The organism is Mesorhizobium sp. M1169, assembly GCF_040318345.1.
GTDB lineage: Bacteria > Pseudomonadota > Alphaproteobacteria > Rhizobiales > Rhizobiaceae > Mesorhizobium.
Genome location: NZ_JAMYME010000008.1, coordinates 163,825 through 181,904, shown reverse-complemented (window position 1 = coordinate 181,904; position 18,080 = coordinate 163,825). Strand labels below are relative to the sequence as shown.

The window sequence follows — 18,080 nt, the reverse complement described above, 5'->3', positions numbered from 1 at the left end:
CCCGCGCCTCCCTCGGACCAATCCTGCATCCATCTCGCTGTTTGCTATGCGGCCGCTACCAGGCCTCTTTACCTGGCCTCGCCTGTCGTGGCGCGGCGGAAAATGCTCGGCAGCCCGCGGGAAACGCCGGTGTCCACCGTGACGGTCGCGCTCATGCCGGTGCGCAGCGCCGCCTTGGCGTCGGCATCGGTCAATTCCAGGCGGACCGGAATGCGCTGCGTGACCTTGACCCAGTTGCCGGTAGCGTTCTGCGCGGGCAGCAGCGAGAACTCGGCGCCGGTGCCGGCGCCGATCGCCTTGACGGTGGCTTCGAACGTCTTGCCCGGATAAGTATCGACCATGATTTCGGCCTTCTGGCCGGGTTTCATGTTGGTGAGCTGGGTTTCCTTGAAATTGGCGTCGACCCAGGTGTCGCCGGTCTCGACCAGCGAAAACAGCGGCGTGCCCGAACCGACATACTGGCCGACCTTGAACGAAGCGGCCTGGCTGATGATGCCGTCGGCGGGTGCCTTGACCGTGGTCTGGACCAGATCGTAGGCCGCCTTGTCGCGTGCGGCGAGCGCCGCCATTACCGTTGGATGCTTGTCGGTCTCGATGTCGGGATTGCCGCCAAGTGCCGCCTTGGCGCTGACGATCCCTTGCTGGGCCACGGCCAGCTGCTGCTTCGCCTTGTCGAGGTCGTTCTTGGCTTCGTCCAGAGACGACTTGGCGTTGATGCCCTTCTGGGCAAGGTCGGCGGCGCGGTCATATTGCGACTGCGCGTACTGGACCTGGCTTTCGTCGGACTTCTCCTGCGCCAGCGCCTGGCTGTAGGCCGCACGCAACTGCTCGACATTGAGCCGTGCGCCGGCCACCGCCGCGTCGGCCTGGGCCAATGCGATCCGGTAGGGCTCGGGATCGATAGCGAACAACACGTCGCCCTGCTTGACAGACTGGTTGTCGAAAATGTCGACCTGAACGATGCGGCCCGCCGTATCGGCGGCTATCGACACCTTGGCCTGCTGCAGATTGGCGTTCTCGGTCTCCTGATAGCGGCCGCCGGTCACCCAGACATAGCTGCCGCCGGCGATCAACGCAGCGGGCAGCACAAACATCAAAAGGAAGCGGCCGGCACGGCGCTTCTGCTTCGGCGCCACCGGCGCCGGAGCTATCTGCGGAGCGACCGTTACCGGAGCTGCCGCCGGCTTCGCGGGAGCTTCCATCTCCAGCTTGGCCGCATTCTCATCTAGTTTGGCTACCGCGTTCATGCTGCTGTGCCTTCCGTATTCTTCACTTTTTCCGAGGGCGGCGCCTCACCATCTGCAAGATTCTGCACCATTGTCTCCAGCGCCCTGACCAGGACGCGGCGATCTTCCGGCGAAACGCCAACGAGCGATTCCTCATAGACCTCGCCGGCAAGGCTCTTGACGTGGGTGTAGGCCGCGTTTGCCTTGGCGGTCGGGAAAATCATGCGCACTCGCCTGTCGGTTGCGTCGGGACGGCGCTCGATCCAGCCGCCCTCCTCCATGCGATCGACAAGACGCGAGACGCTGATCGGCTCGATCTCAAGAAGCTCGGCAAGCCGCGCCTGCGCGACACCCGCCTCCTTGGCGACACGTACCAGAAGCCGCCATTGCGCTGAAGAAAGGCCGAAACCACTGGCGCGCGCCTCGAAGCGCTTGCGCATCAGGCGCTGCACGTCGTGGATCACAAAGCCTAATCTGTCGATGCCGTCGGAAACCATGAGCGACGTATATAATAAGCGTGCTCATAATTCAAGGAGCCGGATTGTGCCAGAAGCCGGCGAGTGTGCATGGCAGTTGGTGCAGGGCGATCGTAGTTAGCAATTTATTACGCCGGGCGCTTGTAACGCGAAGCGATGCGGTTCTCGAGCGGCGCCCCGGATGAGCTGAGCCTGGATGCAGCGCTTGTGACGGCGCCCTCGGGCGAACGCTTCTTCAGCATATCGGCGTGCTACATCGGCCCACTCGACGAAGGCCAGCAAATCATTCAACCTCTGAGAGAGTATGGCACGCCAGTTGAGCGCCGGATTGCTCCTGTCCCCTATCTTCAAATCCAATCGGCCGGGGACAGCCTCTTTCCGCGCGGGCGGCGCTACTACTGGAAGGCGCAGTTCATGCGCGAAATCACAGATCAGGCGATCGATACCATGCTTGCGACTTACATGACTGCACCCAGCGAATCGCTTCTGGTCCTGCAGCAGGTTGGCGGCGCCATCTCGCGAGTACCGATGGACGGAACGCCCTCGCCAACAGAGATGCACTTTACGATTGCTTCCCGATATCGATCTGGGACAATCCGTCTGACGACGAAACGCACATCCGATGGGCGCGCGACCTGTGGGATGCAATGAGACCGTTCTCGACCGGCGGCGTCTATGCGAACAATCTCGGCGAAGAGGGCACTGATCGGGTTCTGGCGGCTTACGGCGAGAATTATCCGAGATTGGCCGCACTAAAGAACAAGTATGATCCCACCAATTTCGTTCGCTTGAACCAAAACATTAAGCCTGCGGCCTGAGCGACCGCCCCAGGCTGATGCTCGAAATTCTGCGGCACCGCTACAGCTCCAAATTCCAGTTCTGGCCGACCAGATCCTTGCCGAAGGAATGGTGGCGCTCCTCGTTGGTCAATTTAAAGCCCGCAGCCTCATAGATGTGGCGGGCGGCGGCGAGCACGTCGTTGGTCCACAGCGTCAGTGTCGTGTAACCCGTGGCGCGGCAAAAGCCGATACATTCCTCGACCAGCCGCTTGCCGATGCCGAGGCCGCGCGCCGACGGCTCGACATAGAGCAGGCGCAACTTCGCCACCGCGTCCGACTGGCGCACGACGAAGACCGAGCCTACGACCTCCCCGTCCCGCTCGGCGATCCAGCTGCGTTCCCATTTCGGATCGAAGGATTTGACGAAGGCACCGAGGATTTCGGCGACCAGCGCTTCATAGGTTTCGTCCCAGCCATATTCCTGCGCGTAGAGCAGGCCCTGCCGATGGATGATCCAGCCGATGTCGCCGACTTGCAGGGACCGCAGCATATAGGGAATTTTGGGCTCGGTGCTTCCGCCCAGCAGAAGCTGCACCGTCTGCATGGCCTTGACCAGCCTGTCCTGTTCGGCAACCGAAAGCCGTTCGAGCAAAGCCGCGACCTGGTCGTGCGAACCCTGGTTCAGCGGCGCGAAGGCCTGCCGCCCGGCCTTGGTCAGCGCGATCGACGAGCGCCGCGCATCCGCCTCGATCGTGGCGCGCTCGACCAGATCACGCTCCTCGAACTTCTTCAGCAGCCGGCTGAGATAACCGGCATCGAGGCCGAGATCGCGCGCAAGGTCGGTGGCGGTCAGGCCATCGCGATGCGCCAGCTCATAGAGCACCCGCGCCTCGGTCAGCGAGAAGGTGCTTTTCAGCAGCCCTTCGTCGAGCAGCCCGATCTGGCGGGTGTAGAAGCGGTTGAAGGCTCGCACCGCGTCGATCCGCTCCTTGCCTGGGTGATGATGAATGGTCATGGCATCCTCCTCCCGGCAAGATCAGCGATTTAGTTGACTTGGTCAAGTATCCGTTTGAAGCAATTGTCCTGATTATGCCCAGCGGGCGCCTTGACTCGCACGAGCTGCCAGCCTATTTCAGCGCCACGTTAGCACTCCCCCAAGATGAGTGCTAACCACATGTCCGGCGCCGCCGGACGGAGGAACTGTTCTCACCATTCTCATCGAGGAATAAAAAATGGCAAAGTCGAAGTTCCGCCCGCTTCATGACCGCGTGGTCGTTCGTCGGGTCGAATCCGAATCCAAGACCGCGGGCGGGATCATCATCCCCGATACGGCTAAGGAAAAGCCGCAGGAAGGCGAGATCATCGCCGTCGGTTCCGGCGCCCGCGACGAAGCCGGCAAGCTCGTCCCGCTGGACGTCAAGGCCGGCGACCGCATCCTGTTCGGCAAGTGGTCGGGCACCGAAGTCAAGCTCAATGGCGAAGACCTTCTGATCATGAAGGAATCCGACATTATGGGCATCATCGGCTGAATATCGGCCTCACCCTCGTTTAAATCTTCGGGCTCAATCCAAGCCCCTGCCAGGAGCTAAAAATGGCTGCCAAAGACGTAAAATTCTCCCGCGACGCTCGTGAGCGCATGCTGCGCGGCGTCAACATCCTCGCCGACGCGGTGAAGGTCACGCTCGGCCCCAAGGGCCGCAACGTCGTCATCGACAAGTCGTTCGGCGCACCGCGCATCACCAAGGACGGCGTCACCGTCGCCAAGGAAATCGAGCTTGAGGACAAGTTCGAAAACATGGGCGCGCAGATGGTCCGCGAAGTTGCTTCGAAGACCAACGACATCGCCGGCGACGGCACCACCACCGCGACCGTTCTGGCACAGTCGATCGTCCAGGAAGGCCACAAGTCGGTTGCCGCCGGCATGAACCCGATGGACCTCAAGCGCGGCATCGACCTCGCCGTCGCCGACGTCGTCGCGACGCTGATCAAGAACGCCAAGAAGATCAAGACCTCGGAAGAGGTTGCCCAGGTCGGCACCATCGCCGGCAATGGCGACGTGTCGGTCGGCTCGATGATCGCGGAAGCGATGCAGAAGGTCGGCAATGAGGGCGTCATCACCGTCGAGGAAGCAAAGACCGCCGAGACCGAGCTTGAAGTCGTTGAAGGCATGCAGTTCGACCGCGGCTATCTCTCGCCCTACTTCGTCACCAACGCCGAGAAGATGGTTGCGGATCTGGAAGACGCCTACATTCTTCTCCACGAGAAGAAGCTCTCCAATCTGCAGGCCATGCTGCCGATCCTCGAGGCCGTCGTGCAGACCTCGAAGCCGCTGGTCATCATCTCGGAAGATGTCGAAGGCGAGGCCCTGGCCACGCTGGTCGTCAACAAGCTGCGCGGCGGCCTGAAGATCGCTGCCGTCAAGGCGCCGGGCTTCGGTGATCGCCGCAAGGCCATGCTGGAAGACATCGCCATCCTCACCGGTGGCCAGGTCATTTCCGAAGACCTCGGCATCAAGCTCGAGAATGTCGGCCTGAACATGCTCGGCCGCGCCAAGAAGGTGTCGATCTCCAAGGAGAACACCACCATCGTCGACGGCGCCGGCAAGAAGGCCGAAATCCAGGGCCGCGTCGCCCAGATCAAGCAGCAGATCGAGGAGACCACCTCGGACTACGACAAGGAGAAGCTGCAGGAACGTCTCGCCAAGCTGGCGGGCGGCGTTGCCGTCATCCGCGTCGGCGGTGCGACCGAAGTGGAAGTCAAGGAAAAGAAGGACCGCGTCGATGACGCCCTCAACGCGACCCGCGCGGCCGTCGAAGAAGGCATCGTTCCCGGCGGCGGCGTCGCACTGCTGCGCGCTTCGCTGAGCATCAAGGCAACCGGCGCCAACTCCGACCAGGCCGCCGGCATCAACATCGTGCGCCGCGCGCTGCAGGCTCCGGCCCGCCAGATCGCGGCCAACGCCGGTGCGGAAGCATCGATCGTTGCCGGCAAGATCCTTGAGAACAAGGGCGCGACCTTCGGTTACAACGCCCAGACCGGCGAATATGGCGACATGATCGCCATGGGGATCGTCGATCCGGTCAAGGTTGTGCGCACAGCCCTGCAGGACGCGGCCTCGGTCGCCGGCCTGCTGGTCACCACCGAAGCCATGATCGCGGAGGCTCCGAAGAAGGAGTCGGCTGGCGGCGGCATGCCTGGCGGCATGGGCGGCGGCGGCATGGGCGGCATGGGCGGCATGGACTTCTAATCCAGCCAATCTCGCAAGCTTACGGAAAGGGCGGCAGCGATGCCGCCCTTTTTCGTTGATGTGGCGGAAATTGAGAGGCCGTCCGATCCCAAGTAAGCAGGCGCGTATCCCGCAGGACGCGTCTGTTCGGCTACCATGCCGTTGCTTCCAGGCGGCGCGGCGGCGCAGAACATGAATCGTCGAGCTGCAGCCTTGGCCCTTTTGGCGGAACGCCGCGCCGCCTTCGATGCGATGAAGGCATAAACGTCAATGCACCGCGGCAGCGGCACTCTTGGCCGGCAATGCCCCCTCAATCAGCGCCGCGACCTCATCGGCTACCGCCAGCACCGGGGCGCGGTCGTGGGTGGCGCGTGCGATCACCATCAGTCCTTCAAGCGATGATTCGACCAGCAATGCCAGCGCGTGCGCGCGTCGCTCGGGCACCCCTGCCCTGACGAAGGCCGCCCTGAGCAAGCCTATCCATTGCTCGAAGGCGGACCGGCACAATTCGGCCAGTTCCGGCATGTCGATCGGCGAGTCCAAGACCACGGGCGCGATCGGGCAACCGAGCGTGAACCGATTGTCTTCCAGCATGCGCGCGACCGACTGGTAGATGTGGTGGACGGCCACCGCCGGGTCCTTTTCGGCCGCAAGGGCCTCGCCCAGCCTTTTCGAGACGTCCTCGACGCTGTCGCGCGTCACCTCGATGACCAGCTGGTCCTTGCCGCCCGGAAAATGAAAATAGAGCGAGCCTCTCGGCGCGCCTGAGGCGCTCAATATGTCGTTGAGCGAAGTGCCGTGATAGCCGCGCTGCCGAAGCAGGCGCCCCGTGGTCTCGAGTATGCGGGTACGGGTGTCGTTCGCCATGTCAACCTCTGTCAGGAGTGAGCATTATAGGCCTTGCCTCGAATATGACAATCGGTCTACATAATATGTAGATCAGTCTACATATCGAGAGGCAAATGCGCAGTTATCGTCTTGAAGGAACCTGCGGGACCAAGTGCCTGGTGATGCGCGACGAGGCGCAGCCGACGCCGAAGCCGCACGAGATCGTCGTGCGTGTCCGCGCCGCTTCGCTCAACCGCCGCGACACGATGATCCTCAACGGCAGCTATCCACTGGCGCCGCGCCAAGGGGTCGTTCCGCTGAGCGATGGTGCCGGCGAAGTCGTTGCGGTCGGCGAGGCCGTCACCCGCTTTGCCGTCGGCGACCGCGTCACCGGCAGTTATTTTGCGCGCTGGATCGATGGCCGCATCAATGCCGGTCTGATCGACCAGCTTGGCTGCACGCTGGACGGGATGCTGGCCGAATACGCCGTGCTCGACGAGCAATGGGCGGTGCGGCTTCCCGATCATCTCGACTCGCATCAAGCGGCGACACTAACCTGCGCCGGCCTGACCGCCTGGAATGCCGTGACGGCGGCCGAAATGCCGAAGCCCGGCCAATGGGTTCTTGTCATCGGTTCAGGTGGCGTCGCGCTATTTGCGCTGCAATTCGCCAAGCTGCTCGGCTGCCGTGTCGTGGCAGTCAGCTCGCGCAACGAGAAGCTGGACCGGCTGCGGGCGCTGGGCGCCGACCTCGTCGTCTCGACCGCCGACATGCCGGAATGGGGTGCTGCGGTGCGCGAGCAGACCGGCGGCATCGACCTCGTCGTCGAGACCGGCGGCCCGCCGACCTTCGCGCAATCGATGATCGCCTGCGCGCTTTACGGGCGCATCGTGCTTCTCACCATACAGGATGCGAAAGGCGGGACGGTGCAGATCCCCGGCCCGGTCTACCAGCGCAGCCTCGCCACCATCAGCCGCCTGTTCGTCGGCAATCGCACCAACCTCGAAGCCATGCTGCGCGCCATCTCGGTGCATCGCCTCAGGCCTGTCATCGACAAGGTGTTCGCCTTCGACGAGGCCAACGACGCCTATCGCTATTTCCAGCAAGGCGACGTCTTCGGGAAAGTGGTCGTCGACAGCGCCTGACTGGTCCGCCCCAAAATCTGATCGACCCTCAAATCAAAGGAGAGACACAATGACCATTCGTGAAGCAAAGGCCCAATGGCAGGGATCGTTGAAGGAAGGTTCGGGCCGGCTGAAGCTCGGCAGCGGCGTCTTCGAAGGCGCCTACTCGTTCCCGTCGCGTTTCGAGAACGGTCCCGGCACCAACCCCGAGGAATTGATTGCGGCGGCGCATGCCGGCTGCTTCTCGATGGCGCTGAGCGCCGTCCTCGGCCGCGAAGGTTACACTCCCGCACGCATCCACACGATCGCCAAAGCGCATCTCGGCGCCACCGCGGCCGGACCGACGCTGACCCGCATCGAGCTGGAGACCGAGGCAAGCGTCGCCGGGCTGGCGGCGGGGGAGTTCGAGCGGCTGGCGCAGACGGCCAAGGAGAGCTGCCTCGTGTCGCGGGCGCTGGCCGGCGTCGCAGTGATCACGCTCAAGGCCCGCCTCATCGAAACCGCTACCGATCACTGAAGGGAAGGAATATCCAATGACACAGGAACTCGTCATCGACATCGCCGCCGCCAAACGCTCCGCCGAAACGGCCGAGATCATGCGGCGCTACAACGACGTCTTCCAGCGCCACGACCCGTCGGCGCTCGACGATCTGGTGGCGGAAGATTGCGTGATCGAGAACACCACGCCGGCCCCGGACGGCGCCCGCCGCATCGGCAAGGGCGCCTGCGTCGAACTGTGGTCGGCGATCGCAACCGGACCCGGCACGCGCTTCGACATTGAAGAAACTTTCGTCGCCGGTGATCGGGCGACGATCCGCTGGCGCTACTGGATGGCCGACGGCAATTCGCTGCGCGGCGTCAACCTGATGCGCGTGGCGGACGGGCAGATTGTCGAGGCCATGGGCTATGTGAAGGGATAGATTTGCGCTGCCCGCGACCTTCCTGTCTACCGGTCCGCCAGCGCCAGTTTGGCGCCGAGCATGACAAAGGCTCCGGCGAAGGTACGGCGCATCCAGGTCAGCACCTTTGGCCGCGACACGACATGGCTGCGGATTGACGCCGCGAAAACGCCGTAGCCGACAAAGACCACGAAGGTGAGCAGCATGAAGATGCTGCTGAGCTCCAGCATCTTCGACAGCGCATGCGGTTCGGTGGTGCTGACGAATTGCGGCAGGAAGGCAAAGAAGAAGATCGACAGCTTCGGATTGAGGATGTTGATGAGGATGCCCGAAGTGATCACCTTGCCGGCCGAGCGCGGCGCAACATTTTCTTCGACGCTCAGGCCACCCTTCTCCTTCAGCGTGTTCCAGGCCATGTAGAGCAGGTAGGCGACGCCGAGATATTTCAGCGTCTCGAAGGCGACGGCACTGGTATGCAGCAGCGCCGCGAGGCCGGTGATGGCGGCCGCCATGTGCGGAATGATGCCGAGCGTGCAGCCGAAAGCGGCAATGATGCTGGCGCGCGCACCACGCGAGAGCCCGGCGCTCAGCGTATAGAGAACGCCGGTACCGGGCGAAGCCACGACAATCAGCGACGTCAATAGAAATTCGATGCTCACGGATGGTCTCCCGGTGCTGGCCCTGCCGCCGGCAGCCTAATCAGCGAAACGTGCGGGCACAAGCCAACCTGAGAGCCTATGCGCATTCAGATCATGCTGTTGGCGTGCAGCTTGCTATCGGCAATAGGCTGCCGAACTTCCCAGTGTTCGACCAGCTTGCTGTCCTTCAGCCTGAAAATGTCGACAATGGCCAGGCCCTCCTCCTCCGGTTCGCGTTTTGCGTGCATGTGCACGATGACGAAATCCCCTTCGGCAAAAATCCGCTTCACCTCTCCCCTTACGAGGGGAAATGACTGTTTGAGCTGCTGCAGATAGGCTTTGAAGCCGTCCGCACCATCCGCAATGTTCGGATTGTGTTGGATGTAGCGTTCGCCAAAATGCGTCGAAGCAGCTTCGATGTTGCCCTGGTTTACTGCTTTGTCGATGAAGTCCAGGACGATCGTTTTGTTGGTCTCGAGCGAATTATGGATCTTGGCTGGAACTGGATTTGATGGTTCGTCACGCATGTTTTTGCTCCGTGAGGTGCCTGCTTCTGCCCGACGTGGACAGGGGCGTCCGCAGGCCGATATTGCCAACATGATCAGCCACGCTTGTGAGATGGTCGATACGCTATTCGCCTAGATTCTTATCCAATCGTCTAATATCGTCATCTGGTTCATTGTCGGAGGATGGTTCTCATGGACGCCTTGTCCGAAGTTCTTGCTTCGCTGAGATTTGGCAGCGCCATGATCGGCAGCGCGACCCTGCATCGGCCCTGGGGCATTTCAGTCGATCCGACAAGGAATGCCGCCATCCACGTCATACAGAACGGCGAATGCTGGCTGCGGTTAGCCGGTGAAAGGGAGCCGATCCGCTTAGGCGAGGGAGATGTCATCCTTGTCGCGAGCGGTATCGGGCATACCCTTTGCAATCCGGCGGATGCACCGACGGCATCGATATCCGCCGTCCTTTCCGCAAATCGGAGCGGACTGGAACCGAAAAGCGAGAGCGACGCGACAACTCTTCTTTGTGCGAGATATTCACTCGACGGCGTCGGGCCATACCCGATGGTTTCGCTGCTTCCTCCGCTGATCCATTTGACCCGAAATCAGATTGGCACCAGCGAGCCGCTGCGGCTTGCCCTGGAACTTCTGCAGGTCGAAGCGAAAGGCGATCTCGGCGGCCACGACATTGTCGCCCCACGCCTTCTCGACAGCACGTTGATCTTCTTGTTGCGTGCCTGGATCGAACATCAGCCACTCGGAACAGGGGAATGGTTTGGCGCCTTGCGCGACAAAGGCATTGCGCAGGCTTTGCGCCTGATCCACGAGCGGCCGGGCAATCCCTGGACCATCGCTTCCCTTGCCAGCGGCGCAGCACAATCGCGGGCCACCTTCGCGCGTCGCTTCGCTCAACTGGTAGGACAGCCGCCGCTATCCTATGTGACCCGGTGGCGGATGAACCTTGCCGCCAGGGCTCTGCGGGAAACGAACCAGAACATTGGTGAGATCGGGCGCGCCGTCGGATATGAATCGGTGCCGTCGTTCTCGCAGGCATTCAAACGGTTGACCGGACGATCACCCGGCCTCTACCGCAGCGACTTTCGCTCATCTGATTGAGGAATTTCAAAAGTGAGACGCCAGCCCGAGGGCCGCCATTACAGCGTCGGCAGTCCGTGAGCCCGGCGCGCCATCAGGCAGTCGTCATCGCCCGGCATGCAGGCGCGGCAGACGTCGGGGCGGATGTCGTAGATGCCGCAGGCCGTTGACTTGCCGACCTCGCCGCACAGTGCCGAACAGCGCGCGCCGTCGCAGCGCATACCGGCTTCGTCGGCAGCCACGTATTTTTGCGGGATAAGGTCGAGCTGCGCGTCATCCTCGGTGGAGAAGCGCGGCCATCTGGACGAGTAGGCGCAGCAGGCGCCACAGGTCTGGCAATCGAAGGCAATCGGACCGACGCCCTCTTGTGGCGACGAAAACTCCTCTGCGACCGCCAGGGCAAGCAGCCTTGGCGCAGATTTCCGGTCGGCATTTTGCTGCAAGGGCGCTATTTCTTCTTGGGCTTGCGCGGCGGTGCTTCCGCCGGCGACCTGAACAGATCAGTGCCCGCTTCGGCGGCTTCGCCGGTTTTTGGCGCGGCCGCCGGCTTGGCCGGCTTCACGGCGGCAGCAGGCGCTGCCGGCTGGCCCTTGGCGGAAAACTTGATTGCCATATCAATCCTCGTCAGAGAAACGCGATGATGGCGCATTCGGATTGCGAAGGCGGCCGATAAGCGCCGAAACGGCCGTGATGTTCATTTCTTCGGGCGACCAGTTCCTGGCTTCCTCGATGTGCCGGGGCGCCAGCTCGCGATGCGTGCTGCCGCTGTAGGCGGCATCCTGAAAGGTCACGCGCTCGCGGGTCTTGGTGTTTTCCCGGACGTATTCGATCAGATAATTGGGGCATTCGGCACGACCGCGCACGCCGAGCCGAACCTGGGCATCGCCGTGGACACGCCTGCAGCGCTCGAGCTTTTCGAGCACGCGCCGGACATATTCGACCGGCTTGTCTAGTTCGCCCACGACATCGGCGATGGTCGAATCTGCGGCGATCGCCTTTTGAGGCACGCGTTTGGTGGCCATCAGCGTTTGCCTGCGCGTTTCGGCGAGGCCGCGAGCGCAACCGCCGCCGCCATGTCGTCGGCTTCCTTCTCCAGGCGCAATTCGCGCAGCCGCGCGGTCTTGGCTTCGCGGGCCTGGCTGACGGCATCCCGTTCGGAATTGATGCGGTCGAGCGACATCGACTGGGTCCGCGTCTTGCTGAAAATGGATTCGGCCTGGTCGCGGGGTTTTTTTGAAGTTGCGGTCAAGGTCTTTCTCCCGGGTCGGAGCACGCCGCCGAAAAGTGGCGAGACTGGTCTTTCGGCCAGGATCCCGCACAAAGCAATACGGCAGCCGGTTTCAAATTGCTGGAACGTCCTTAGCACGTCCGGGCCGTCGAGCAGCGCTCTTTCGGCGGTCGAAGCGCAAAAATGAAAAAGGCCAGGCACCGCCTGACCTTCCATAAGAGCGCCTGCGCATCCCGAGAGACGCGCAAAGAAACGTTCTTCTCATGCGCATGAGCGGGACTTAAAATCCCCGCGATCGTGCGCTGGAATTTGCCATTCACCGGTGCCAGTACATCCGTGGTCACCGGTGAGGCTTAATTCCGTTTTAGGCCGCCTTCAACTGGTCGGCGGACATCTTGCCCGACTTGTTGTCGCGGACCATCTCGTAGCCAAGCTTCTGGCCCTCGACGATGTCGCGCATTCCGGCGCGCTCGACGGCTGAGATGTGGACGAAAACGTCGGCAGAACCGTCGTCAGGCTGAATAAAACCAAAACCCTTGGTGGCGTTGAACCATTTAACTGTGCCTGTGCTCATAACGAACCCTTTCCATGGCAAATATTCGTTCGCCGTCATGCGGATGCACAACAACGTTTGTCTCGATTTTGATGGGGGAAGTTCGCCAAAGGCGCGCCTAAGCACGCGGATAACAAAAGTCGGTCAAACAAATATCGACAAAATTCTTATAGACTTCTTTGCGCGCTGTGTCAATTTTTTTGATTTGTCGGTGGTGTCGCAGTTTGAAATTTGACGCCTCTCTTGTCGCGTTGCGACGCTCTGTCCTATACGCTCGCCGTATGAGTGAGCAACCAGACGAAACGAACGACCTTGTGAATTCGCTCCTGCGACAGGCGGCGGAAGCGCGGGTAACTGCGGCAACTGCTATGATCCGCGCTCTGACAATGGGTGACCCGGAAATATGGGAACCAACGCCTGAGAAGATCGCCGAATATAAAGCGGAGCTAGCTGAGGCAGAAGCCGAGTTGGCGGACTTGAACAATGCCGACCGGACCTAAAGGCCAGAAGCGCCCGGCCGACGTGATCGGCAATGCAGTCCGCATCAACTTCATTCACATTTATAAGACGCATAAGACGTCGCCAGCCATGGCGGCAGTCCGAGGCGCTCTGGTCAATGGCCGATCTTTGCGAGAAGATGGACGCCGTTGCGCCGAAGCCGGGTCGCGCGGGCCCATACAAGAAGAACACCGGCGAAGTCTAGGGGCAGGATGCTGACTTGGACCACCCTTAGTTCACTAGGGGAAAACGATCTCCTCTACCGTGGCGCGGTGTTCCGCTTCCGCGCTCGAACTCCAGTAGAGGAAATCCGAGAGTACATGCTGTTTGAAACGTCTGAGGCATCAGGTCTGGGTCTTGTACGGTGCAGCGGCTATGGCGCAGGTCACGTGCTCGTTTACCTGCCAAAAGAAGCGAAGGCAGAAGGGGCAGTGGCAATATCGCCCAAGTGGCTCGCCTCGCATTGGCGCGAATGGATCGGTCATTCTATTCCAAGCCAAGTTTGGGTATCCAAGGAGGCGCCAGTGCGGCCGGAGCGGCTGCCAGACGAGTGATGCCCTTTGACATGTCGGGCAGCCTTCCGCCCAATTCTGAAAATTCAAACTGAGACACTACCGATTTGTCACACTCGCCGAGGGCGCCGCGACTGCCCGTGCAGGCATATTGGAGAGCGAAAGCCGGGCGAGCCGAAGCCACTTAGCCGGGAACCATTTTGGCGCCGGAGCATTTTCTTCGGTGTCGAAAGCCGTTCTCGAAAGAGCGATCTTGAGAAAAGGCGGACGACAAACAGGACGCCCCCCGCGCAGATAAAAGGCACGAGGGGCGTTCCTGTGTGATGCGACCATTCGCGCCGCTGCCCCTGCTCCTCACAGCATGCCGCGGCTGAGCCCGCCATCCACCGGCAACGCCACGCCGGTGACATAGGCGGCGGCGGCGCTGGCCAGGAATGCGGCAACGGCGCCGAATTCAGCGGGCGTGCCGTAGCGCTTTGCCGGGATTTCGGCCTGACTCTCGGCGGCGATCACAGCAGCGTCGACACCCCTGTCGGCGGCGTCCATGGCGTCGAACTGTTTCGTCCGGTCCGTCGCAAAACGGCCCGGCAGCAACAGGTTGACCGTGACGCCGTCCGCCGCCACTTCGCCGGCCAGCGTCTTGGCCCAGCCGGCGAGCGACGCACGCAGCGCGTTCGAAGCGGTAAGCCCGGGGATCGGCTCGCGGACGGACGTGGAGGAAACGGCGATGATGCGTCCCCAGCGCCGTGCCCGCATGCCTGGCAGGAAAGAAATGGCGATGCGCATCTGGCTCAGCACCATGCTGGTGAACTGCTTTTCCCAGACGCTCGCATCGAAGACGCTGGCCGCGAAGGGCGGCGGGCCGCCGCCATTGAGCAGGACGATGTCGATCCGCTGATGCTCGTCCTCGATGGCACGGATCAGCCGGGAGACGCTGTCGTTGTCGGAAAGATCGGCGCTGAAGGTCGAGCAGACGGGGCTGGCGGACTCGATCGCGCACCGCGCCGCATCCAGGGTCTCCTTCCCGCGTCCGACCAGGATGATCTCGGCGCCTTTCGCCGCGAGCGCTTCGGCAACGCCGAAACCGAGGCCCTTGCCTCCGCCGAGGACAAGCGCCTTCCGCCCCTCAAGATTTGCGCTAATCAAGCCAAGTCTCCTCCTGGTTTTTGTTTCACTGCGCAGCCTCGGGATCAGGCCCGAGGCCATGCTTTGGGCGTGCATCAGCGAACATGCACGATAGCGTCGGCTTCGACCGGAACATTGGCCGGCAAGCCGGCCATGCCGAGCGAGCAGCGGGCGTGCTCGCCACGCTCGCCGAAAACATGGAGCAGAAATTCGGATGCTCCGTTGCCGACCTCCGAATAGGCCGAAAAGCCGGCCGCCGCATTCACATAGACGGTCAGCTTGGCGAATTTCACGACGCGGTCGAGATTGCCGTCCAGTCCCTTGTCCAGCCAATAGACGATGTTGGCCGCGCAGAGCCGGGCGGCGTTCCGCGCCGCGGCCAGATCGATCTCCCTGCCGACCTGGCCGATCGCAGCGATCTCCTGCCCGATCTCGGGGATCTGACCGGAGACATAGACGATGTCGGCGACCCGAACCGTCGGCGAGAACGGCAAAACGGGCCGCTCAAGCGACGGCCAGGCGACACCGAACTCCTCAAATCTTCTTCTGTAGGACAAGGTGGCTGCTCCTGTTTTCGTTGGCGCGAGCGGACCTTGAATTCAGATCGGGCTTTCGGATAGCCTGATAGTGCTGACACAGCTATCAGGAATTCTTATGACTGGTGATATCGACGTCAGGCTGCTGCGCGCCTTCGTCACCGTGGCCGACACGGGAACGGTGAGCCGGGCGGCCGATCGGCTTGCCCGCACCCAGGCGGCGGTGAGCATGCAGCTTCAGCGCCTCGAGGGTGCAGTCGGAGCCGAGCTGCTGCGCCGTTCGCCGCGCGGCGTGACGCTGACCGAGGCCGGCGAGATCCTGCTCGCCTTCGCCCGCAAGGCCATCGCGATCGGCGACGATGCCAGGCGCGAAATAGAAGGCCGCAGGCTGGTCGGCCGTGTCCGGCTGGGCATCGTCGAGGATTTGGCGGTGACGCGGCTGCCGCTGATCATTGCCGAATTCCGCCGCCGGCACCCCTCCGTTGAGATCGAGCTGACATCGGCCAGCAGCAGCGATCTCAGCAAGTCGCTGGGCGAAGGAAGATGCGACATCGTCATGGCCGATCCGGCGCGCTTCACAATGGCGCCGCGAGGCCATGTGTCACGACAGCTGGTCTGGGCGGCAAGCCGCATGATCGAGATCGATGACGAGGTCGAGCTTCCGCTGATCATCTTCGAAGGCGCCTGCTCCTGGCAGGACAGAATGCTGGCCTCGCTCGCCGAGGCCGGGATCGGCTGGAAGATCGGCTGCCGCGTGTCGACTTTCGCGACGCTGATCTCGGCGCTGAGGGCCGGGCTTGGCATCGGCCTTCTGCTGCAGGAAGGACTGCCGCCCGACTGCCAAAGCCTCAACGGACGCTTCAACCTGCCGTCGGCGCCGATGGCGGATTTCGGCGTCTACCTCGCGGGGGACCCGTCGCGGCTGGTCGAGGAGTGTGGCGATTTCCTGCGGGCGGGATTTGAGGCGTAGCGAAAATATCTGACGCCGTTCACCGTTCCTGGTCGGTCGGGCGGATGACGATCTCGTTGACGTTGACGTGTGCCGGCTGGCCCACGGCGTAGAGAATGGCCGCGGCGATGTCCTCGGCGGTCAGCGCCTCCATGGCGGCGAGCCGCTGGTCGAGCCCGGCTTTCGCCGCCGGGTTGGTGACATGGTCGCCGAGTTCGGTGCGCACAAGGCCAGGCTCGATGACGGTGACGCGAACCTTATCGGCATAGACTTCGCGGCGCAGCGATTCGGAAAAGCCGACGACGCCGAACTTGGTTGCGGCATAGCCGCTGGCGCCGGGATTGGCGACGCGTCCGGCGATCGACGAGACATTGACGATGTGACCCTTGGCGGCCCTCAGATGCGGCAGCGCCGCCTTGGTGACGCCCATCAGCGCCAGCAGGTTGAGCTCGATCATGCGGCGCCAGTCGTCGAGCATCGCCTCGGCGGCCGGCGACAGAAGCATGACACCTGCATTGTTAACGAGGATGTCGAGGCGGCCCCATTCGGTGACAACCTTGTCGACCATGGCGGTGACATCGTCGTTGCTGGTGACGTCGGCCTCGATGCGGAGCGCCGTGCCGCCGGCCTTTTCGATACGTGCGGCCAGCGCTTCGAGACGATCGGCGCGGCGTGCGGCAATCGCCACCTTGGCCCCGGCGGCTGCGAGCGCCACAGCCGTTGCCTCGCCGATGCCCGAGGAGGCGCCGGTGACGAGTGCGACCTTGCCGGCCAGTGCGGAAGAAACAGAAGTCATTGTGAAGTCTCCAAGGCCCCTGCCCGATCTTCAGATAGGCCGCGGGCCGCGAAGTGGAAGACCGGCTTTGCTCGGCTCTACTCGTCTGGGCCGGGCTCCGGCCAAGGCTCTTTCGCCGCCTCGGCATACCAGTGCCGCATCGCCGGCATCGAAAGCACGGCGTCGACATAGGCGCGGGTGTCGGGCGCCAGCGTGCCACCATAGGTGTCGAAGCGGGTGACGACCGGCGCGTACATGGCATCGGCCGCGGTGAAACGGCCAAACAGAAACGGCCCGCCTTTGCCGTATTTTTCGCGGCATTCGCGCCATAGCCCTTCTATGCGCGCCCGTTGCGCCTCACCTTCGGCGTCGAGCGGCTTGTGGCCTTTCGGCCGGCGCAAATTCATCGGCCAGCTATAGCGGACCTCGCGAAAGCCCGAATGCATCTCTGTCGCCGCCGAGCGGGCCAGCGCACGAGCGCCGATGTCGGCCGGCCAGAGCTTTTTCTCGGGAAACAGCTCAGCAAGATATTCAAGGATGGCAAGGGTTTCCCAGACGATCCGGACCTCGCCAGTCGGCAGCCGATGGTTCAGCACCGGCACCTGGCCGGTCGGCGATATCCTGGCCAGATTGGCCGCGGTCTCGGGCGTGCGCAGGCGCACAAGACCTTCCTCGAACGGGATCTCCAGATGCTTCATCGCCAGCCATGGCCTCAGCGACCAGGACGAGAAGCATTTGTTGCCGATGAAGAGCGTGAATTCAGCCATTGTCCCTCCGGCCCTGTCTGTTCGGGCTTCTCGCGCACCCTATCCTGTCGGCTTCGCGGCCGGAAGCTATCCCAATCGACGGGCAGAACCCGGAACCTAAGCGATCCGCGACCGCTTCTCCAGGCGAACGGTTCAGGAGATGCGAGATGGTGAACAAGGATCAGGTTGCAAGCAAGCCAAGGGCTCGGTCAAGCAGACCGCCGGCAAGGCCACCGGCAACAGGCGCGCCGAGGCCGAAGGCGACGTCGACAAAGCGACCGGCAAGATGCAGAAGGCTTACGGCGACGTGAAGGAGAAGGTGAAGAAGGCGCTTTGACGCCGGCCCTTCGTGAACCAGGAAAAG

The 18,080-nt window shown here is 62.5% G+C and carries 26 protein-coding genes; 11 read left to right on the top strand and 15 right to left on the bottom strand.

Annotated elements, in window-relative coordinates; all coding sequences use genetic code 11:
* Positions 1 to 68 precede the first annotated feature (68 nt).
* Both NKH41_RS11500 and NKH41_RS11495 read right to left on the bottom strand, forming a co-directional pair.
* The gene (locus NKH41_RS11500; RefSeq protein ID WP_352772798.1) at positions 69 to 1,247 is read right to left on the bottom strand and encodes an HlyD family secretion protein; all 1,179 of its coding nucleotides are present in this window, start codon (positions 1,245 to 1,247) and stop codon (positions 69 to 71) included.
* On the bottom strand, positions 1,244 to 1,723 hold the full coding sequence (locus tag NKH41_RS11495) for a MarR family winged helix-turn-helix transcriptional regulator (protein WP_352772800.1): 480 nt from the start codon (positions 1,721 to 1,723) through the stop codon (positions 1,244 to 1,246). Before NKH41_RS11495 ends, NKH41_RS11500 begins: the two co-directional genes overlap by 4 nt.
* Positions 1,724 to 1,858: 135 nt before the next feature.
* Here NKH41_RS11495 and NKH41_RS11490 point away from each other — a divergent pair, with 135 nt between their 5' ends.
* Together NKH41_RS11490 and NKH41_RS11485 are read left to right on the top strand one after the other, a co-directional pair.
* Positions 1,859 to 2,353, top strand: coding sequence for a hypothetical protein (locus NKH41_RS11490; protein WP_352772803.1), 495 nt, complete (start codon positions 1,859 to 1,861; stop codon positions 2,351 to 2,353).
* Positions 2,350 to 2,520 (top strand): BBE domain-containing protein, encoded by a 171-nt coding sequence (locus NKH41_RS11485; RefSeq protein WP_352772806.1) that lies wholly within the window; start codon positions 2,350 to 2,352, stop codon positions 2,518 to 2,520. Before NKH41_RS11490 ends, NKH41_RS11485 begins: the two co-directional genes overlap by 4 nt.
* 40 nt (positions 2,521 to 2,560) lie before the next feature.
* Here NKH41_RS11485 and NKH41_RS11480 read toward each other — a convergent pair whose 3' ends face one another.
* Complete coding sequence (locus tag NKH41_RS11480; protein WP_352772808.1) at positions 2,561 to 3,496, bottom strand: bifunctional helix-turn-helix transcriptional regulator/GNAT family N-acetyltransferase; 936 nt, start codon at positions 3,494 to 3,496, stop codon at positions 2,561 to 2,563.
* A gap of 217 nt (positions 3,497 to 3,713) precedes the next feature.
* Here NKH41_RS11480 and groES point away from each other — a divergent pair, with 217 nt between their 5' ends.
* Both groES and groL read left to right on the top strand, forming a co-directional pair.
* A complete protein-coding gene (groES, locus tag NKH41_RS11475; protein ID WP_006203049.1) occupies positions 3,714 to 4,010 on the top strand; it encodes a co-chaperone GroES in 297 nt (98 codons plus the stop codon).
* Positions 4,011 to 4,072: 62 nt separating this feature from the next.
* Positions 4,073 to 5,728 carry a chaperonin GroEL gene (groL, locus tag NKH41_RS11470; RefSeq protein WP_352541606.1) on the top strand — a complete coding sequence of 552 codons (1,656 nt, stop codon included), beginning with the start codon at positions 4,073 to 4,075 and terminating at the stop codon, positions 5,726 to 5,728.
* A gap of 246 nt (positions 5,729 to 5,974) precedes the next feature.
* Here groL and NKH41_RS11465 read toward each other — a convergent pair whose 3' ends face one another.
* Positions 5,975 to 6,574 carry a TetR/AcrR family transcriptional regulator gene (locus NKH41_RS11465; protein WP_352771820.1) on the bottom strand — a complete coding sequence of 200 codons (600 nt, stop codon included), beginning with the start codon at positions 6,572 to 6,574 and terminating at the stop codon, positions 5,975 to 5,977.
* Positions 6,575 to 6,669: 95 nt separating this feature from the next.
* On the opposite strand from NKH41_RS11465, the gene NKH41_RS11460 reads away from it, so the two are divergent.
* The 3 genes from NKH41_RS11460 to NKH41_RS11450 are packed head-to-tail and all read left to right on the top strand — an operon-like array spanning position 6,670 to position 8,579.
* Positions 6,670 to 7,680 (top strand): zinc-dependent alcohol dehydrogenase family protein, encoded by a 1,011-nt coding sequence (locus NKH41_RS11460; protein WP_352932618.1) that lies wholly within the window; start codon positions 6,670 to 6,672, stop codon positions 7,678 to 7,680.
* A gap of 49 nt (positions 7,681 to 7,729) precedes the next feature.
* Positions 7,730 to 8,176: an OsmC family protein gene (locus NKH41_RS11455; protein ID WP_352771819.1), complete on the top strand. Its 447-nt coding sequence runs from the start codon at positions 7,730 to 7,732 to the stop codon at positions 8,174 to 8,176.
* A gap of 16 nt (positions 8,177 to 8,192) precedes the next feature.
* Positions 8,193 to 8,579, top strand: a complete 387-nt coding sequence (locus NKH41_RS11450) for a nuclear transport factor 2 family protein (RefSeq protein WP_352569753.1) — start codon at positions 8,193 to 8,195, stop codon at positions 8,577 to 8,579.
* Positions 8,580 to 8,605: 26 nt separating this feature from the next.
* Here the strand turns inward: NKH41_RS11450 and NKH41_RS11445 are convergent, their stop codons facing one another.
* Both NKH41_RS11445 and NKH41_RS11440 read right to left on the bottom strand, forming a co-directional pair.
* The gene (locus tag NKH41_RS11445; protein WP_352684918.1) at positions 8,606 to 9,217 is read right to left on the bottom strand and encodes a LysE family translocator; all 612 of its coding nucleotides are present in this window, start codon (positions 9,215 to 9,217) and stop codon (positions 8,606 to 8,608) included.
* 86 nt (positions 9,218 to 9,303) lie between these two features.
* Positions 9,304 to 9,795 carry a nuclear transport factor 2 family protein gene (locus tag NKH41_RS11440; protein WP_352770802.1) on the bottom strand — a complete coding sequence of 164 codons (492 nt, stop codon included), beginning with the start codon at positions 9,793 to 9,795 and terminating at the stop codon, positions 9,304 to 9,306.
* Between the two features lie 99 nt (positions 9,796 to 9,894).
* On the opposite strand from NKH41_RS11440, the gene NKH41_RS11435 reads away from it, so the two are divergent.
* On the top strand, positions 9,895 to 10,815 hold the full coding sequence (locus tag NKH41_RS11435; protein WP_352503386.1) for an AraC family transcriptional regulator: 921 nt from the start codon (positions 9,895 to 9,897) through the stop codon (positions 10,813 to 10,815).
* A gap of 38 nt (positions 10,816 to 10,853) precedes the next feature.
* Here NKH41_RS11435 and NKH41_RS11430 read toward each other — a convergent pair whose 3' ends face one another.
* From NKH41_RS11430 to NKH41_RS11410, 5 genes are all read right to left on the bottom strand, one after another.
* Complete coding sequence (locus NKH41_RS11430; protein ID WP_352503402.1) at positions 10,854 to 11,192, bottom strand: YkgJ family cysteine cluster protein; 339 nt, start codon at positions 11,190 to 11,192, stop codon at positions 10,854 to 10,856.
* Positions 11,193 to 11,242: 50 nt separating this feature from the next.
* Positions 11,243 to 11,407: a hypothetical protein gene (locus NKH41_RS11425; RefSeq protein WP_023722752.1), complete on the bottom strand. Its 165-nt coding sequence runs from the start codon at positions 11,405 to 11,407 to the stop codon at positions 11,243 to 11,245.
* Between the two features lies 1 nt (position 11,408).
* A complete protein-coding gene (locus NKH41_RS11420; protein WP_352503387.1) occupies positions 11,409 to 11,816 on the bottom strand; it encodes a hypothetical protein in 408 nt (135 codons plus the stop codon).
* Positions 11,816 to 12,043 carry a hypothetical protein gene (locus NKH41_RS11415; protein WP_023677608.1) on the bottom strand — a complete coding sequence of 76 codons (228 nt, stop codon included), beginning with the start codon at positions 12,041 to 12,043 and terminating at the stop codon, positions 11,816 to 11,818. Before NKH41_RS11415 ends, NKH41_RS11420 begins: the two co-directional genes overlap by 1 nt.
* Positions 12,044 to 12,386: 343 nt before the next feature.
* Positions 12,387 to 12,596: a cold-shock protein gene (locus NKH41_RS11410; RefSeq protein ID WP_010915421.1), complete on the bottom strand. Its 210-nt coding sequence runs from the start codon at positions 12,594 to 12,596 to the stop codon at positions 12,387 to 12,389.
* A gap of 689 nt (positions 12,597 to 13,285) precedes the next feature.
* On the opposite strand from NKH41_RS11410, the gene imm45 reads away from it, so the two are divergent.
* Positions 13,286 to 13,627: an Imm45 family immunity protein gene (gene imm45 / locus NKH41_RS11405; protein WP_352771816.1), complete on the top strand. Its 342-nt coding sequence runs from the start codon at positions 13,286 to 13,288 to the stop codon at positions 13,625 to 13,627.
* 312 nt (positions 13,628 to 13,939) lie between these two features.
* Here the strand turns inward: imm45 and NKH41_RS11400 are convergent, their stop codons facing one another.
* Positions 13,940 to 14,731 carry an SDR family oxidoreductase gene (locus NKH41_RS11400; protein WP_352771814.1) on the bottom strand — a complete coding sequence of 264 codons (792 nt, stop codon included), beginning with the start codon at positions 14,729 to 14,731 and terminating at the stop codon, positions 13,940 to 13,942.
* A gap of 74 nt (positions 14,732 to 14,805) precedes the next feature.
* Positions 14,806 to 15,267 (bottom strand): RidA family protein, encoded by a 462-nt coding sequence (locus NKH41_RS11395; protein ID WP_352503389.1) that lies wholly within the window; start codon positions 15,265 to 15,267, stop codon positions 14,806 to 14,808.
* Between the two features lie 97 nt (positions 15,268 to 15,364).
* On the opposite strand from NKH41_RS11395, the gene NKH41_RS11390 reads away from it, so the two are divergent.
* Entirely contained in the window at positions 15,365 to 16,216 is an 852-nt protein-coding gene (locus NKH41_RS11390) for a LysR family transcriptional regulator (RefSeq protein ID WP_352771812.1), read from the top strand.
* Between the two features lie 19 nt (positions 16,217 to 16,235).
* Here the strand turns inward: NKH41_RS11390 and NKH41_RS11385 are convergent, their stop codons facing one another.
* Positions 16,236 to 16,991 carry an SDR family NAD(P)-dependent oxidoreductase gene (locus NKH41_RS11385; protein ID WP_352771810.1) on the bottom strand — a complete coding sequence of 252 codons (756 nt, stop codon included), beginning with the start codon at positions 16,989 to 16,991 and terminating at the stop codon, positions 16,236 to 16,238.
* Between the two features lie 77 nt (positions 16,992 to 17,068).
* Entirely contained in the window at positions 17,069 to 17,737 is a 669-nt protein-coding gene (locus NKH41_RS11380; protein ID WP_352771808.1) for a glutathione S-transferase family protein, read from the bottom strand.
* A gap of 139 nt (positions 17,738 to 17,876) precedes the next feature.
* Between NKH41_RS11380 and NKH41_RS11375 the strand changes: the two genes are divergently transcribed.
* Positions 17,877 to 18,053: a CsbD family protein gene (locus tag NKH41_RS11375; RefSeq protein ID WP_352771806.1), complete on the top strand. Its 177-nt coding sequence runs from the start codon at positions 17,877 to 17,879 to the stop codon at positions 18,051 to 18,053.
* The last annotated feature ends 27 nt before the right edge of the window (positions 18,054 to 18,080 follow it).